The following is a 15725-nucleotide window of genomic DNA, read 5'->3' as shown; positions in this document are numbered from 1 at the left end:
CGCCTGCCGCTGCCGCCCGGCACTATGCTCGTCTCCGATTCCTGGAGACAAACTGCATGGACACCACCCGACTCTTTTCGCTGGAGGGGCGCAGCGCCCTCGTGACCGGCGGCTCGCGCGGCATCGGCCGCATGATCTCCGAGGGCTTCCTGGCCCAGGGCGCCCGCGTCTACATCTCCGCGCGCAAGGCCGACGCATGCGACCAGACGGCGAAGGAGCTGTCGGCCTTCGGCCACTGCGTTTCGCTGCCGGCCGACGTCTCGACCCTGGAAGGCACCCACGCCCTCGTCGCGGCCTATGCGGCGCACGAGCGCACGCTCGACATCCTGGTCAACAACGCGGGCGCGGCCTGGGGCGCGCCCTACGACGAGTTTCCTGAAAGCGGCTGGGACAAGGTGGTCGACCTCAACCTCAAGTCGCCATTCTTCCTGACCCAGGCGCTGACGCCGATGCTCAAGGCGGCGGCCACCGATCACCTGGCGAAGGTGATCAACATCGCGTCGATCGACGGCATCTCGGTCAATCCGCAGGAAACGTATTCGTATGCGGCGAGCAAGGCCGGGCTGATCCATCTCACGCGGCGCATGGCGCTGCGGCTGGCGCGCGATCGCATCGTCGTGAGCGCGATCGCGCCGGGCGCCTTCGCTTCCAGCATGAACAAGGAAGCGCGCGACCACGGCGACGAGATCAAGGGGCGGATTCCGGCCGGCCGCATCGGCGAGCCGGAGGACATGGCGGCGGCGGCGATCTATCTGGCGTCGCGGGCGGGCGACTATGTGATGGGCTCGACGCTGGTGGTGGACGGCGGCGTGACGCACGCCCGCTGATGCCGTTTCGCATCCTTGCCCCTTCGTGGAAGGGGCAAGGCGCTCACCACTTGGGAACGGGCTGTTCCTTGAGTTGCTGCCGCAGCGCGCCGTAGTCGGGCACCACGCTTTCCACGGTCTCCCAGAACCGGGGGCTGTGGTCCATCACGCGCAGGTGCGCGAGTTCGTGCGCGACCACATAGTCCACCACCGGCATGCGGAAATGCACGAGGCGCCAGTGCAGCCGAATCGCCCCACCGGCGGTCGCACTGCCCCAGCGCGTGGACGCGTTCGACAGCGACAGCTTGCTCCATCGCACGCCCAACTGTGGCGCGAAATGGTCCAGGCGCTCGGTGAAGATGCGCCGCGCCTGCCGCATGAGCCAGGCTTGCGCTGCGTCGCGGATTTGCTCCGGACCGGCGCCCTTGGCCAGCGCCAGGCGCAGGAAGCGCGGGTCGTCCTTGCCCGTGCCGGCGTCCAGCACACCGCCGACGCCCGTGAACGCATGTTCGGGGTCGAGGCGTATTTGCACCGTCTCGCCCAGGAACGGAAAGCTGGCGCCGTCCTTCCACTCGATGCGCGTCGCCTCCAGCTTGGCGTGGCGCTGCTGCGTCTCGGCCAGCTTGCGCAGGATCCAGTCGGCTTTTTCCTTGACCGCGGCATCGACGTCGCGCAGCGCCACCCAGCGCGGCGCGCGCACCGACAGCCCCTCGGCACCCACCACGAAGCCGATGGTGCGGCGCTTGCCGCGCGTGAATTCGAAGGCGACGCGGGCATGGCCCAGCACCACTTCGCGATTGGCGCGCGGGTGCACGAAGCTGGCTGGAATCAGCGCATCGGCCAGGGGAATGGCGGGCTGCGCGGGTGCCTCGAACGTGGGCACGCTCGGCACCGGCGGTGGCGGTGGCGATGGCGGATCGAAGAGATCCAGCGTGAGCTGCAGCAGGCTGCGCATGCGTGTGCCCGGCGGCGCAGTGCTCAAGCCGACACCGTCTCCGTCGAGACGTAGGCCTCGGGGTCGAGCCGGCGCATCTCGGCTTCGATCCAGGCTTCGACCTCGCGCATCAGCTCGTCGGGCTTGCGTCCGGTGCTGGGAATTGCAGGCCCGATGGACACGTCCACCACGCCGGGCCGCTTGATGAAAGCCTTGCGCGGCCAGACCTTGGCCGAGGTGACGGCGATGGGGATCACCGGCACGCCGGTCTCGCAGGCCAGGCGCGTGCCACCGGTCTTGTAGACGCCCTGCTGCCCGCGCGGAATGCGCGTGCCCTCGGGGAACATGATGATCCAGATGCCCTGCGCCAGCAGCGTGCGGCCCTGCGCCACGACCTTGTTGAAGGCCTGCGTGCGCTGGCTGCGGTCGATGTGGATCATGTCCAGGCGCGCCATGGCCCAGCCGAAGAAGGGCACGTAGATGAGTTCCTTCTTGAACACGTAGGCCAGCGGATGCGGCATCAGCGTGGGCATCAGGAAGGTCTCGAAGGTGGACTGGTGCTTCACCAGCAGGATCGCGCCGGCCAGCTTGTCTTGCGGCAGGTTTTCCATGCCGGTCACGCGGGTGCGGATGCCCAGGATGACCCGCGCGCCATCGATCGCCCAGCCGAGCCAGCGCGCCGCCATCCAGTAGAGCGGCACGCCGCGCTTCCAGAGCGAGCTGACCACCATGATGATCCCCCAGGGGATGACGGTGACGAGCATCCACAACGCGTGGAGAACGGAGCGAAGAAAGGACATCGGAGAACTGTTCAAACAGCTAGGTTCAAGGCGTTGCGCTCTTCGCGCTCCAGCAGGAAGTCGACGAAGGCCGGCAGGTCTTCGTGCACGCGCGTGTTGGCCGGGTATTCGGGCGGCAGCGGCGCGACGCCGCGGCAAGCGGCGCCCATGCCGGTCAGCAGCAGGTGCGGCTCGCAACCGGCCGAAGCGCCCGCCTGCATGTCGCGAAGGCTGTCGCCGGCAACGGGCACGTTCACGAGGTCGACGCCATAGCGCTCGGCGATCTGCAGGAACAGGCCCGGCCTGGGCTTGCGGCATTCGCAGTTCTCGTCGGGGCTGTGCGGGCAATAGAACACCGCATCGACCCGCCCACCCACGGCCGACAGCATCTTGTGCATCTTGGCGTGCATGGCATTGAGCGAGGCCACGTCGAACAAGCCGCGGCCCAGGCCCGACTGGTTGGACGCGATCACCACGTGCCAGCCTGCATGGTTGAGCCGCGCCACCGCCTCGAGCGCGCCGGGCAGCGGCGTCCATTCGATGTCGCTCTTGACGAAGTCCTCGCGGTGCACGTTGAGGGTGCCGTTGCGGTCGAGGATGACGAGTTTCATGGATTGCCCTCGGTCATCAGGCGGCGAGCCGCTCCAGCTGCGCCACCCGGTTCATCGCCCGGTGCAGCAGCATCAGCAGCCCGAGCCGGTTGAGCCGCAGGTCGGACTGCTCGGCGTTGACCATCACACCGTCGAAGAAGGCGTCGACCGGCTCGCGCAGCGCGGCCAGGGTCTGCAGCGAAGCGGTGTAGTCGCCGGATTCGAACTGCCCATTGGCCACGGGGCCGACCTTCTGCATGGCTGCATACAGGGCTTTCTCGGCCGGCTCGTGCAACAGCAGCTCGCTCACGTGGGCATCGGCCTCGGGCGACTTCTTGAGGATGTTGCCGATGCGCTTGTTGGCGGCCGCCAGCGCCGGTGCCTCGGGCAGGGCGGCGAACGCCCGCACGGCGGCCAGCAGCTTCGGCACGTCGGCCAGGCGCTGCGGCAGGGGCGCCAGCACGGCGTCGACCTCTTGCGCGCTCGCGCCCTGCTCGCGCAGGCTGCCGGCCAGGCGGTCGTAGAAAAAGGCTTCGAGCGCATCGGTCGGATCGGTCAGCGGATGGTCGCCGGCCTTGGGTGCGCCGAAAGCAGCGTAGGCCTGGCCGATCAGCGAGCGCAGGTCGAGCGGGAGCTGACGCTCGATGAGCATGCGGATCACGCCCAGCGCATGGCGGCGCAGCGCGAAGGGATCGCGGTCGCCGGTGGGCAGGTTGCCGATGCCGAACATGCCTACCAGTGTTTCGAGCTTGTCGGCGAGCGCGACCACGATGCCCACCGGGCCACGCGGAAGCGCGTCCCCGGCGAAGCGCGGCTTGTAGTGGTCTTCGACGGCATCGGCCACCACGGAGTCGAGGCCGTCGTGCAGCGCGTAGTAACGGCCCATCGTGCCCTGCAGCTCGGGAAACTCGCCGACCATATCGGTGACCAGGTCGGCCTTGGCGAGCTGGGCGGCCTGCACGGCGTGCGGCGCGAGCGTCGAGTCGCCACCGGCTTTGCCGAGTTCTTCGCCGATGGCGTGCGCGATGCGCATCACGCGCTCCACGCGCTCGCCCTGCGTGCCGAGCTTGTTGTGATAGACCACCTTGCCGAGCGCCTCGACGCGCGACGCCAGCGACTTCTTGCGGTCCTGGTCGAAGAAGAACTTGGCGTCGGCCAGGCGCGGCCGCACCACGCGTTCATTGCCGCCGACCACCGCGCTCGCGTCGTCGGGGCGGATGTTGCTGACCACCAGGAAGCGATGGGTGAGGCGACCCGCGGCGTCGAGCAGCGGAAAGTATTTCTGGTTGGCCTTCATCGTGAGGATGAGGCATTCCTGCGGCACGTCGAGAAACTGCGGCTCGAACTGGCAGACCAGCACGTTGGGGCGTTCGACCAGCGCCGTCACCTCGTCGAGCAGCGCATCGTCGTGGATGGGCTGCGCACCGGCGCCGACGCGTTGCGCCGCTTCGGCGAGCTGGCGTGCGATCTCGCTGCGACGCGCGTCGAAGCCGGCGATCACGGCGCCCTCTTCTTCCAGCTGCGCGGCGTAGCTGTTGGCATCACGCAGCACGATCGGATCGCGGCTGGCCTCGAAGCGATGGCCGTGGGTTTCGCGCCCTGACTTCAGGCCGAGCGCTTCGATCGGCACCACCGTGTCGCCGTGCAGGGCCACGAGGCCGTGCGCGGGCCGGACGAAGCTCACGCTGCTCCAGCCCGGCAGCGCGCAGCCGGATTCGAGCTGGTAGCTCATGACCTTGGGAATAGGCAGCTTGGCGATGCTGTCGGCCAACGCCTTCTGCAGGCCTTCGGCCAAGGTCGCACCCTTGGCGGTGCTCTCGAAGAACAACGCCTCGGCCTTGCCATCCATCGCGCGCCGCAGGCCCGGCACGGCCAACGCGTCGGCGCCCAGGGCCGCGAGCTTCTTGAGCAAGGCCGGGGTCGGCTGGCCCGATGCATCCAGGCCGACGCTCACCGGCATCAGCTTCTGCGTGACGGCGCGATCGGGCGCCTGCGCACTCACCTGCGTGAGATGCGCCGCCAAGCGGCGTGGCGAGGCGTAGGCGGTGAGCACGGAGCCGGCATCGGCCAGGCCTTGTGCAGCGAGTTGGTCGCGCAGCACGCCGGCGAAAGCCTCGCCCAGCTTCCTGAGCGCCTTGGGCGGCAGTTCCTCGACGAAGAGTTCGACGAGCAGATTGTTCTTGATGGTCATCGCTTCAGGCCGCCTTCTTCGGGATCTCGGCGACCCATTCGCGCGGCGCCATCGGGAAGCCGAGGCGCTCGCGGCTGTCGTAGTAGCTCTGCGCGACGCTGCGCGCGAGGTTGCGGATGCGGCCGATGTACGCGGCGCGCTCGGTCACGCTGATCGCGCCGCGCGCGTCCAGCAGGTTGAAGCTGTGGGCTGCCTTGAGCACTTGCTCGTAGGCCGGCAGCGCGAGCTGCTGCGCCATCAGGTGCTTGGCCTGCTTCTCGTGCGCCGCGAAGGCGGTGAAGAGGAAGTCGGCATCGCTGTGCTCGAAGTTGTACGTGGACTGCTCGACCTCGTTCTGCTTGTAGACGTCGCCGTAGCTGAGCTTCTCGCCCATCGGGCCGTTGGTCCAGGTCAGGTTGTAGACGTTGTCCACGCCTTGCAAGTACATCGCGAGGCGCTCCAGGCCATAGGTGATCTCGCCCGTGATGGGCCGGCAGTCGATGCCACCGACTTGCTGGAAGTAGGTGAACTGCGTCACCTCCATGCCATTGAGCCACACCTCCCAGCCCAGGCCCCAGGCGCCCAGCGTGGGGTTCTCCCAGTCGTCTTCGACGAAGCGGATGTCGTTCTTCTTGAGGTCGAAGCCCAGCGCTTCAAGCGAGCCCAGGTACAGCTCGAGGATGTTCGACGGTGCGGGCTTGAGCACCACCTGGTATTGGTAGTAGTGCTGCAGACGATTGGGGTTCTCGCCATAGCGGCCATCCTTGGGCCGGCGGCTGGGCTGCACGTAGGCGGCCTTCCACGGCTCGGGGCCCAGTGCACGCAGGAAGGTGGCGGTGTGCGAGGTGCCGGCTCCCACCTCCATGTCATAGGGCTGCAGCAGTGCGCAGCCCTGGGCGTCCCAGTAGGACTGCAGCTTGAGAATGATTTGTTGGAATGTCAGCATGGTGGGCCTGGGGGCCGCGCGCGTCGGCGACGCGGCGAACCGGCCATTTTAAGAGGCCCGCAAAAACCAACGGCCGCAAGCTTTCGCATTGCGACCGTAGGGGGATGCTCTCATCCGTGGGACACCGCGGAACCGGCTTCGCCGGGCCGCTGGTGTCGCCCCCTGGAAGGGAGTTGGCGGCCTCCACGAAGCGGGGAAGCCGGGGGGAACGCCTAGTACTCCCAGAAGATTCTTTGCAGCTGCTGGGGGTCGTTGGTCTTCGTGAGCGCCACCATCGCCAGGATGCGCGCCTTCTGCGGCTTCAGGTCATGGGCAACGACCCAGTCGTACTTGTCGTCGGGCTGCTCGGCATTGCGGATCACGAAGCCGTCGGACACGCGCGAGCTGCGGATGATCTGCACGCCATCGCTGCGCAGCTTCTGCAGGACGGGCACGACGCGGTCGGCCACCGAACCGTTGCCGGTGCCGGCGAAGATCAGCGCCTTCACGCCGCTCTTCGCGAAAGCGTCGATCGCGGTGGCCGGCACGTTGCCGTAGCCGTAGGCGATGTCGACGGCCGGCAGTGCGGTGATCTCGTCGATGTCGAACTCGGACTGCGTGGTGTGGCGCTTCACCGGCGCACGGAACCAGTAGTTCTTGCCTTCGACGATCATGCCGAGCGGGCCCCACTGGCTCTTGAAGGCCTCGGTCTTGATGTTGACCACCTTGCTGACGTCGCGGCCGCTCTGGATCTCGTCGTTCATCGTGACCAGGACGCCCTTGCCGCCCGCGTCCTTGCTGGCGGCGACGTTGACCGCGTCGTACAAGTTGAGCGCGCCGTCGGCCGACAGCGCGGTGCCGGGGCGCATCGAGCCTACCACGATGATGGGCTTGGCCGTGCGCACCGTCAGGTTGAGGAAGTAGGCCGTCTCCTCGAGCGTGTCGGTGCCGTGGGTGACGACGATGCCGTCGACGTCGGCCTGCTTGGCCAGTGCCGACACACGCTTGGCCAGCACCAGCAGGTTGTCGTTGGTGAAGCTCTCGGACGCGATCTGGAAAACCTGCTCGCCACGCACGTTGGCCACCTTCGAGATTTCGGGCAAGCCGGCGATCAGCTTGTCGACCGGCACCTTGGCCGCGGCATAAGTGGCGCTGTTCGCGGCCGAGGCGCCGGCGCCGGCGATGGTGCCGCCGGTGGCGAGGATCACGACGTTGGGCAACGCCTGCTGGGCATGGGCGATGGCGGCGGCAGCAGCCAATGCCGCGGTGGCCGCGAAAGTGCGGAAACGGGGGGCGAAGAACATGAGGTGGCTCCTGAAGCGTGAAATATTTCACGAAGCGCAGGGACGATACCGGAAGGCCGCGCGCCCGTCACACACCGGGAATGCGGGCTCGGCATGCGGTGATGCCGGCGCGCGGGCAGCTAAGGGAGACGGGTCCGCCGCCGCCAGGCAAGCAGGGGCGCGGCCGCGACGATGGCCAGCGACAGCCCCCACAGCGGCCAGAGCCCGAGGCGCGACACCCAGACGGCGTAGGGCGTGAGGCCTGCTCGGCCTTCGACAGGTGCCACCAGCACGCCGCGCGTGAGCCGCGGCAGGGCATGCGTGACGCGGCCGCGGTGGTCGATGACGACAGTGGCGCCGGTGTTGGTGGCGCGCACCATGGGCCGCCGAAATTCGAGCGTGCGCATGCGCGAGATGGCCAGGTGCTGGTCGATGGCGACGGTGTCACCGAACCAGGCGATGTTGCTCACGTTGAGGAGGATGGTGGGCGCCTGCGCCTCGTCCCGAAAGTTGGCGCCGATCTCGTCGCCGAACAGGTCTTCGTAGCAGATGTTGGGTGAGATGCGCTGGCCCTGCCAGTCCAGCGGCCGCTGCGCCAGCCCGCCGCTGTGGAAGTCGCCCAGCGGGATGTTCATCATGTCGGTGAACCAGCGGAACAGGCCCGGCACGAATTCGCCGAAGGGCACCAGGTGGTGTTTGTCGTATCGGTAGGCGGTGCTGCGGCCCGGGCCGAAGCCGAGGACCGTGTTGGTGTAGAGGCGGCCGTCGCCCAAGGGCAGCCCGACGACGGCGGTCTGCGCGCTCGCGGCGTAGCGCGCTGCGATGGCTTCGAGATAGCCGGCGGGCAGCTGAGAAGGCAGCAATGGCAGCGCGGTCTCGGGCGTGATCACCAGCGGCGCGGTGGCGCGCTGCAGTTGATCGCCGTACCACTGCAGCGCCGTCGCGATGCCGCCGCCGGGGATGAACTTCTCGTCCTGCGGGATGTTGCCTTGCAGCAGTGCGACTTCGAGGCGGCCACGCGATAGCGCCGGATCGTCGGATGCGCCGCGCAAGGTGACGATGAGCGCGGGCACGCACAACAGCACGAGCGCCGCGCCCAGCGGCATGGCCCGGCTGCCTGGGCGCAGCGCCGATGCGGCCAGGGCCGCGATGGCAGCCGCCACCACGCCCACGCCGTACACGCCCAGCCACGGTGCGTACACCACAAGCGGCCCGTCCACGTGGGCATAGCCGCCGGCCCCCCAGGGGAATCCGGTGAACCAGCTGTTGCGCAACAGTTCGGCCAGCGTCCAGGCGGCCGCGAACAGCAGCATTGCGCCCGCCCGATGCCGCGGCGCGAACGCGACGTAGAACGACGCGGCCGCTGCGTAGTAGAGCCCCAACGCGGCCGACAGCGCCAGCACGGCGATGGCCGCCAGCGGCGCGGGCAGGCCGCCGTAGGTGTGCATGGAGACGAAGAGCCACCAGAAGGTGCCGCACAGCCAGGCGGTGGAGAACAGCCACCCGTGGAGCGCCGCGCTGCGCCATGCTGGACGCGTCGACGTGCGGTATCGCAAGGCGTCGAGCTGCCAGACCAGCGCGGCAAGCGACAGCAATTGCAACCACCAGAGCGGCTGGCCGTTCCAGGGGGCCGCGATGGACGCAGCCTGCGCGAGGCCTGCGATGCAGAAGCCGGACGCGCGCGCCAGCGTGAATGTTTTCAATCGGCGGCGTCGTCGCCGCGAGCCGGCGAGACCTTGAACCAGCGCACCGCGCCACCCTTGGTGTGGAGCACAACGAAGTCGAAGGCGCCCAGCGCGTAATGTTCGCCGCGCTTGGGCACGTGGCCCATCTCGTGCGCGATGAGGCCGCCGATGGTGTCGAAGTCCTCGCTGAGCACCTTTTCGTCGAACACGATGCCGAAGGCCTCGGCCACGCGCTCGATCGGCGTGTCGCCCGAGACGCGGTAGGTGCGGTCGGCCAGGCCGAAGATGTCGCCCTCGTCTTCGGCGATGTCGAATTCGTCCTCGATCTCGCCGACGATCTGCTCGAGCACGTCTTCGATGGTGATGAGCCCGGCCACGCGGCCGAACTCGTCGATCACGATCGCCAGGTGGTTGCGGTTGCCGCGGAATTCCCGCAACAGGTCGTTGAGGCCCTTGCTTTCGGGCACGAAGGTGGCCGGGCGTAGCAGCGCGCGGATGTTGAGGTCCGGCGCGCGCTGGAGCTTGAGCAGATCCTTCGCGAGCAGGATGCCGATGATGTTTTCCTTGTCGCCTTCGTAGACCGGGAAACGCGAGTGCGCCGTGTCGATGACCAGGTGAAGCAAGGACTCGTAGGACGCATCGATGTTGATGAGGTCCATGCGGGGCGCTGCCACCATGACATCGCCGGCTGTCATGTCGGCCATGCGCAGCACGCCTTCGAGCATGACGCGGGACTCGGCGCCGATGACGTCGTTGTCCTCGGCGTCGGCCAGGGTTTCGATCAGCTCGTCGCGCGAATCGGGCCCGGGATGGAGGAATTCGGCAAGCTTCTGCAGAAAACTGCGCTTGTCCTCGCGCTCGGCAGGCGCGCGTTCAGGGTGAGGGTCGGCCACTGCGGGAGGGCGGAGTTGGGGAGTCACAAGGATACCGGAATGCGCCCCCGGCGCGCGCCGGCCTGGCCGAGGGGCTGCTCAGGGCGAGGTCTGGTCGCGCGCGGCGCGCACGCCGCTGCGGATTTCCTGCACAGTGGCCAGGAAGGCCCAGAACTGCTTGGCGCGGGTCTTGAGCTGAAAGTCGACCTCGGCGTAGTGCTCCAGGGCGATCTCGCTCATGCGGCTGTCGAAAGTGGCGTGCGGCAGCTCGAGATGGGCCTCCGACTCGGAGCCGCTGCGCGCAACCGTGGCACCCGCATTGCGGGCGATCTTGAGCATGGCGGCGTTTTCGCTGAGCGCATGGATGAACAGCATCGCCACGCCTTCGTTGCGGGCGACCACGACGGCACGCTCGAAGAGTCGCGCGCCATAGCCGCGGCCGCGCGCGTGCTCGGCGACGGACACGCCGAACTCGGCGCAGCCCTTGTCCTGGTCGGCCGGCGCGAATGCCAGGTGCGCCATCGCGATCAGGTCGAGGCGGCGGTTGTAGATGCCGAACAGCTCGTCGCGATCGAAGTCGAGCCCGTCGACGTAGCGCTGAATCTGTTCGTCCGAAGCGGCGTAGCCGAATCGCAGGTAGCGGTCGTGCGGCTTCAGTGCCAACAGGTGCTGGGCAACGCGGCTGCGCTCGCGCGGGCCGATGGAGCGGATGGGGACCATGACCGGTGCCGGCGCAGCAGCGCGCGGCTCGGCCTCGACGATGGGCGCCTTCAGGAAAGAGCCCAGGCCCAGCGAAGCCTTGAGGAGTGCCTTGGCGGTGTGCATGGATTCAATATAAGGGTTTCCCCTTAATGGACAAGGCCACGGGGCTAAATATGTAAGCAATTAGTGTGCATTTTCCCCCGAAATGCCCACTCCGTTACTTTATCCGTCGCGATACCGGAACAGCCGTGGTGGTCTTGAGACAGCGCCAGCCGCAGAAGACGCTGAATCCTGCACCATCGGATGCCACACTGACCACCAATTTTCGCCCGGAGACCACCGCCATGAGCACCGCCGACGCCCCCGCTTTCACCCCCTGGGACAACCCCATGGGCACCGCCGGCTTCGAGTTCATCGAGTACGCCGCGCCCGACCCGGCCGCGATGGGCCAGGTGTTCGAGCGCATGGGCTTCACGGCGGTTGCCAAGCATCGGCACAAGAACGTGTTGTTGTACCGCCAGGGAACGATCAATTTCATCGTCAATGCGGAACCGGATTCCTTCGCGCAGCGCTTTGCGCGCCAGCACGGCCCGAGCGTGTGCGCCATCGCGTTTCGCGTGCAGGACGCCAAAGCAGCGTACGAGCGCGCCACCTCCCTGGGCGCCTGGGGCTTCGCCGACAAGGCTGGCCCTGGCGAACTAAACATCCCCGCCATCAAGGGCATCGGCGACAGCCTGATCTACCTGGTGGATCGCTGGCGAGGCAAGAACGGTGCGCAGCCCGGCGACATCGGCAACATCGGCTTCTACGACGTCGACTTCGAGGCCTTGCCCGGCTTGAGCGCCGAGACGGCGCTGGCACCGGCCGGCAACGGGTTGACCTATATCGACCACCTGACGCACAACGTGCACCGCGGGCGCATGGAAGAGTGGGCCGATTTCTACGAGCGCTTGTTCAACTTCCGCGAGGTCAAGTATTTCGACATCGAGGGCCAGGTCACCGGCGTGAAGAGCAAGGCGATGACCAGCCCCTGCGGCAAGATCCGCATCCCGATCAATGAAGAAGGCAAGGAGCAGGCAGGACAGATCCAGGAGTACCTGGACCTTTACCGTGGCGAAGGCATCCAGCACATCGCCATGGGGTCGGAGGACCTCTACGCCACTGTCGATGCGCTACGGGCCAACGGCGTCAAGCTGCTGGACACCATCGACACCTATTACGAGCTGGTCGACAAGCGCATTCCGGGGCACGGCGAGAGTGTGCAGGAGTTGCAGAAGCGCAAGATCCTGATCGACGGCAAGCAGGGCGCGCTTCTGCTGCAGATTTTCAGCGAGAACCAACTCGGTCCGATCTTCTTCGAGTTCATCCAGCGCAAGGGTGACGACGGCTTCGGCAATGGCAACTTCAAGGCGCTGTTCGAAAGCATCGAGCTGGACCAGATGCGCCGCGGAGTCCTTGGCGCTCCAAAATAGCGCACCCCATCACAGGAGCTCTGAATGCGTCGTTCTCATTTGTGGCGTCGTTCGTCGTGCATCGCGGCCGCGGCACTGACTCTCGGCGGCTGCGCCATGCAAAGCCAGCAGCAGAGTTCGTCCGGCGATGCCTCGTCGCATCTGGACGCCGTGCAGAAGGCTGGCGTTTTGCGCATCTGCTCGCCGGGCGACTACAAGCCCTTCAGCTTCCAGAAGCCGGACGCGAGCTACGAAGGCATCGACGTCGATCTGATGGCGAGCTTCAGTGGCAGCCTGAATACGAAGCCGCAATGGATCAAGACGACCTGGGCCAACCTGCTGCCCGATCTGGCGGCGGGCAAGTGCGACATCGCCGTCGGCGGTGTGTCGGTGACCACGGAGCGGCAGAAGCGTGCCTTCTTCAGCGCACCCTACATGGTGAACGGCAAGACGCCGATCGCGCGCTGCGCCGACGTGGCCAAGTTCCAGAGCGTGGCCGACATCGACAAGCCGCAGGTGCGGGTGATCTTCAATCCCGGCGGGAGCAATGAGCGCTTTGCACGCGCCAGCTTCAAGCAAGCGAAGCTCACGATGCACGGCGAGAACGTGACGATCTTCGACGAGATCCTCGCCAATCGCGCCGATGTGTTCGTGACGGAAGCGGCCGAAGCCATCACGCAACAGAAGCTCAAGCCAGGGCTGTGCGCCGTCAACCCGGATCGACCGCTGCAGTACGGCGAGATGGCATGGATGCTGCCGCGCGATGACGTGGCCTTCAAGGCCTATGTCGACCAATGGCTGCACCTCGCGCAGGCCGGTGGTGAGTTTCAGCGCGTGATGGATCGTTGGCTCAAGTAGGCGACTTCACTCGAATCGGCGCGCTGCTGTCGGCATCGCCTTCGTCGCGCAACCGGTCGACCATTCGTCGAGCAGGTCGAAGGTGTCGCGCCGAAGGCCCTCGACGAAGGCCATTTCGACATGTCCTCGGGCATGCGCGAGCCGGTTGTCGGCGCCCGTGATGGTGGCTGTGGAGATCGGGAAAACGATGTTGTCGCAGTTCGAATACCAGCAGGTGAAGCGGACTGACTGGGCATCTTTACCTTCGATTCGTCGCATCCATTCGCCGCCGATTCGCATCTCGCGGCCGTTGGCCGTTCGTCCGAAGCGTGCGAGCCAGGTGCCGCGATGCGGCGTTCCGATGGTCACGATGCGATGCACCCGCGCCGAACCGTCCGCTGCACGAAGCCACGCGCGCGCGGCCAAGCCGCCCATGCTGTGGCAGATCAGGATGGGCGGTTTGCCGGTCGCTGAAGTCACACGCTGCACGGCGGCATCGATCGTCGTTACATGGTGATCGATCGAGCCGAAGACAGGCTCGAGGTTGACGGCGATGAAGGCGTTGTTCCGCTCGCGGAGCGCACGAAGCCAGGGATTCCAGAACCCTCGGTTGCACAGGAAGCCATGAATCAGCACGACCCCGCGGCGGCCGTTGGTCTGTGGAAGGTGATCGGGCACGGCGCGTGAACGAAAAGGCTGCTCCCAGCAGAAGACGCGCGGCGCGATCAGGCTCTCGGCCAGCCAGGCCCTGGCGCACTGCAACGCGCTTGCCCGCGGTATCGGATCGCTCGCGCTGACCTGCCGCGCGGCGATGAACTCGACTGCCAGCACTGCTGCGTGCGCGAAGGTCATCAGGACCACTCCCGCCATCGCGATGACCGGAGCGCTCGTCCACCAGATGGCGACCCAGGCTGTTGCCGCCAGCACCCAAGCAAGCACGATGCACTGCTGCAAACGGGCAACCATGGTCCAACTATCGCATGCGCGACAGCCATCGACGCGACCATAGGACAAGCCCGGTGGTGACGCGCCCCGGATCGCTTCGACAATCCGCGGCAAAGGAGACTGCATGCAATCCGCCGTCCTGAAGAGCTACCCGCCCGGGGTTCCGCACGAAGTGCATCCCGAGCAATACCGATCACTGGGCCATCTGTTCGAAGAGTCCTTCCAACGCTATGCCAAGCGCATGTTCTCGGTGTGCATGGAGCGATGGATGAGCTACGGAGAGCTCGATGAGCTCTCCAAGGCACTGGGCGCCTGGCTGCAGTCGCGCGGTTTGGAGCCGGGCGCGCGGGTGGCCATCATGCTGCCCAATGTCCCGCAGTTTGCAGTGACGATGGCGGGGATACTGCGTGCCGGCTACACCTGCGTGAATGTCAATCCGCTGTACACCGCACGCGAACTCGAGCATCAGCTGAAGGACTCAGGCGCCACCACGATCGTCATCCTAGAGAACTTCGCAGCCACGCTGGAGCAGGTCATCGAGCAGACGCCGATCAAGCATGTGGTGGTTGCGTCGATGGGGGATCTGTTGGGTGGGCTGTACGGCAGTTGGATCACCTTGGCCGTGAGGCACTTGGCGAAGATGGTGCCTCCCTACAAGCTTCCGTTGGACAAGGGACGCACAGTCACGCCGTTTCATCGAGTGATGGCTGAAGGCAAGAGTCGTACGCTCGCGCCTGATCCAAGCACGCTGGACTCGATCGCGTTCCTTCAGTACACCGGCGGGACGACTGGGTTATCGAAGGGCGCAGTGCTGACGCATCGGAACATCGTCGCGGCGACACTGCAAGCCGAGGCTTGGTTCACACCAGCGTTGGAGCGCGCCGGCGACATGGCGAAGGTCAACAGCATCGCGGCGTTGCCGCTCTATCACATCTTCGCGCTCACGCTGTGCTTGCTGGCGATACGGCAGGGCTCGCACCTGACGTTGGTTCCCAATCCGCGCGACTTCGACAAGTTCATCGCCGTACTCAAGAAGCGGCCCTTTCATATGCTGCCCGCGGTCAATACGCTGTTCAACGCCTTGCTTGTTCATCCGGAGTTCAAGACTGTCGACTTCTCGACCCTTTTCGTTTCGCAAGCGGGCGGCATGGCCGCTTCGGAGGGCACCGCGCGCCAGTGGTTCGAGGCGACGCGCTGTCCGATGATCGAAGGCTGGGGCATGAGCGAGACGTGCGCGATCGGGACCAACAATCCTGTGTCGAACACTGCGTTCACCGGCACCATCGGTTTGCCGTTGCCGGGCATCGAGATCGCGATCAAAGACGATCAGGGGCGTTCGCTGCCAGTCGGCGAACCGGGCGAGCTCTGCATCAAGGGCCCCAACGTGATGGTCGGCTATTACAACCAGCCCGCCGAGACGGCAGCCGCGTTCACGGAGGACGGATTCATGCGCACCGGCGACGTGGCCGTGATGCAGGAAGACGGGTACAGCAAGATCGTGGACCGCAAGAAGGACATGATTCTCGTCAGCGGGTTCAACGTGTTTCCCAATGAACTCGAGAACGTGATCTCGCTGTGCCCCGGTGTCGTTGAATGCGCCGCCATCGGTGTGCCGGACGAGAAGCAGGGTGAGGCGATCAAGGTCTTCGTCGTGCGGAAGGATCCCGCACTCACGGAAGATGCAGTCATGCGTTTCTGCCAAGAGCAGTTGACTGGGTACAAGAGGCCGAAGCAGATTGAATTTCG

Annotated in this window: 14 protein-coding genes; 4 read left to right on the top strand and 10 right to left on the bottom strand. The window is 66.3% G+C overall.

The window, feature by feature from the left end; all coding sequences use genetic code 11:
* The first annotated feature begins 56 nt into the window (after window positions 1-56).
* The gene (locus tag B0W80_RS07585) at window positions 57-827 is read left to right on the top strand and encodes an SDR family oxidoreductase (protein WP_076998520.1); all 771 of its coding nucleotides are present in this window, start codon (window positions 57-59) and stop codon (window positions 825-827) included.
* Window positions 828-870: 43 nt separating this feature from the next.
* Here B0W80_RS07585 and B0W80_RS07580 read toward each other — a convergent pair whose 3' ends face one another.
* The 9 genes from B0W80_RS07580 to B0W80_RS07540 form a co-directional block, all read right to left on the bottom strand.
* Window positions 871-1761, bottom strand: a complete 891-nt coding sequence (locus B0W80_RS07580) for a M48 family metallopeptidase (RefSeq protein ID WP_076998519.1) — start codon at window positions 1759-1761, stop codon at window positions 871-873.
* Window positions 1762-1784: 23 nt separating this feature from the next.
* A complete protein-coding gene (locus B0W80_RS07575) occupies window positions 1785-2540 on the bottom strand; it encodes a 1-acyl-sn-glycerol-3-phosphate acyltransferase (RefSeq protein WP_076998518.1) in 756 nt (251 codons plus the stop codon).
* Window positions 2541-2551: 11 nt separating this feature from the next.
* Window positions 2552-3130, bottom strand: coding sequence for a D-glycero-beta-D-manno-heptose 1,7-bisphosphate 7-phosphatase (gene gmhB / locus B0W80_RS07570; RefSeq protein WP_076998517.1), 579 nt, complete (start codon window positions 3128-3130; stop codon window positions 2552-2554).
* A gap of 16 nt (window positions 3131-3146) precedes the next feature.
* Window positions 3147-5300 carry a glycine--tRNA ligase subunit beta gene (gene glyS, locus B0W80_RS07565; RefSeq protein ID WP_076998516.1) on the bottom strand — a complete coding sequence of 718 codons (2154 nt, stop codon included), beginning with the start codon at window positions 5298-5300 and terminating at the stop codon, window positions 3147-3149.
* A 4-nt stretch (window positions 5301-5304) separates the two neighbouring features.
* Entirely contained in the window at window positions 5305-6225 is a 921-nt protein-coding gene (glyQ, locus tag B0W80_RS07560) for a glycine--tRNA ligase subunit alpha (RefSeq protein WP_076998515.1), read from the bottom strand.
* Window positions 6226-6437: 212 nt separating this feature from the next.
* Window positions 6438-7508 carry a type II asparaginase gene (locus B0W80_RS07555; protein ID WP_076998514.1) on the bottom strand — a complete coding sequence of 357 codons (1071 nt, stop codon included), beginning with the start codon at window positions 7506-7508 and terminating at the stop codon, window positions 6438-6440.
* Window positions 7509-7627: 119 nt separating this feature from the next.
* Complete coding sequence (gene lnt / locus B0W80_RS07550; RefSeq protein WP_143684518.1) at window positions 7628-9190, bottom strand: apolipoprotein N-acyltransferase; 1563 nt, start codon at window positions 9188-9190, stop codon at window positions 7628-7630.
* The gene (locus B0W80_RS07545) at window positions 9187-10065 is read right to left on the bottom strand and encodes an HlyC/CorC family transporter (protein WP_076998512.1); all 879 of its coding nucleotides are present in this window, start codon (window positions 10063-10065) and stop codon (window positions 9187-9189) included. The genes lnt and B0W80_RS07545 overlap by 4 nt, the downstream gene beginning before the upstream one ends.
* 78 nt (window positions 10066-10143) lie before the next feature.
* Window positions 10144-10869, bottom strand: a complete 726-nt coding sequence (locus tag B0W80_RS07540) for a GNAT family N-acetyltransferase (RefSeq protein ID WP_076998511.1) — start codon at window positions 10867-10869, stop codon at window positions 10144-10146.
* A 221-nt stretch (window positions 10870-11090) separates the two neighbouring features.
* Here B0W80_RS07540 and hppD point away from each other — a divergent pair, with 221 nt between their 5' ends.
* Both hppD and B0W80_RS07530 read left to right on the top strand, forming a co-directional pair.
* A complete protein-coding gene (gene hppD / locus B0W80_RS07535) occupies window positions 11091-12218 on the top strand; it encodes a 4-hydroxyphenylpyruvate dioxygenase (protein ID WP_076998595.1) in 1128 nt (375 codons plus the stop codon).
* A gap of 24 nt (window positions 12219-12242) precedes the next feature.
* The gene (locus B0W80_RS07530; protein WP_076998510.1) at window positions 12243-13055 is read left to right on the top strand and encodes a transporter substrate-binding domain-containing protein; all 813 of its coding nucleotides are present in this window, start codon (window positions 12243-12245) and stop codon (window positions 13053-13055) included.
* Between the two features lie 6 nt (window positions 13056-13061).
* On the opposite strand, the gene B0W80_RS07525 is transcribed toward B0W80_RS07530, so the two are convergent.
* Window positions 13062-14105, bottom strand: a complete 1044-nt coding sequence (locus tag B0W80_RS07525) for a triacylglycerol lipase (RefSeq protein WP_306171841.1) — start codon at window positions 14103-14105, stop codon at window positions 13062-13064.
* On the opposite strand from B0W80_RS07525, the gene B0W80_RS07520 reads away from it, so the two are divergent.
* A partial coding sequence (locus B0W80_RS07520; RefSeq protein ID WP_076998508.1) for an AMP-binding protein occupies window positions 14104-15725 on the top strand: 1622 nt, incomplete at its 3' end. The genes B0W80_RS07525 and B0W80_RS07520 overlap by 2 nt on opposite strands.

Origin of the sequence: Variovorax sp. KK3, from assembly GCF_001984055.1 — a bacterium.
In the GTDB taxonomy this organism is placed as follows: Bacteria; Pseudomonadota; Gammaproteobacteria; order Burkholderiales; family Burkholderiaceae_C; genus Variovorax.
The sequence above is the reverse complement of the archived record's forward strand: the minus strand, read 5'-3'. Positions and strand labels throughout refer to the sequence as shown.

Bases quoted from the DNA above. Each gene is read 5' to 3' on its own strand.
- B0W80_RS07585 (WP_076998520.1), top strand. From the start codon at position 57: ATGGACACCACCCGACTCTTTTCGCTGGAGGGGCGCAGCGCCCTCGTG.
- B0W80_RS07580 (WP_076998519.1), bottom strand. From the start codon at position 1,761: ATGCGCAGCCTGCTGCAGCTCACGCTGGATCTCTTCGATCCGCCATCG.
- B0W80_RS07575 (WP_076998518.1), bottom strand. From the start codon at position 2,540: ATGTCCTTTCTTCGCTCCGTTCTCCACGCGTTGTGGATGCTCGTCACC.
- gmhB (WP_076998517.1), bottom strand. From the start codon at position 3,130: ATGAAACTCGTCATCCTCGACCGCAACGGCACCCTCAACGTGCACCGC.
- glyS (WP_076998516.1), bottom strand. From the start codon at position 5,300: ATGACCATCAAGAACAATCTGCTCGTCGAACTCTTCGTCGAGGAACTG.
- glyQ (WP_076998515.1), bottom strand. From the start codon at position 6,225: ATGCTGACATTCCAACAAATCATTCTCAAGCTGCAGTCCTACTGGGAC.
- B0W80_RS07555 (WP_076998514.1), bottom strand. From the start codon at position 7,508: ATGTTCTTCGCCCCCCGTTTCCGCACTTTCGCGGCCACCGCGGCATTG.
- B0W80_RS07540 (WP_076998511.1), bottom strand. From the start codon at position 10,869: ATGCACACCGCCAAGGCACTCCTCAAGGCTTCGCTGGGCCTGGGCTCT.
- hppD (WP_076998595.1), top strand. From the start codon at position 11,091: ATGAGCACCGCCGACGCCCCCGCTTTCACCCCCTGGGACAACCCCATG.
- B0W80_RS07530 (WP_076998510.1), top strand. From the start codon at position 12,243: ATGCGTCGTTCTCATTTGTGGCGTCGTTCGTCGTGCATCGCGGCCGCG.
- B0W80_RS07525 (WP_306171841.1), bottom strand. From the start codon at position 14,105: ATGCAGTCTCCTTTGCCGCGGATTGTCGAAGCGATCCGGGGCGCGTCA.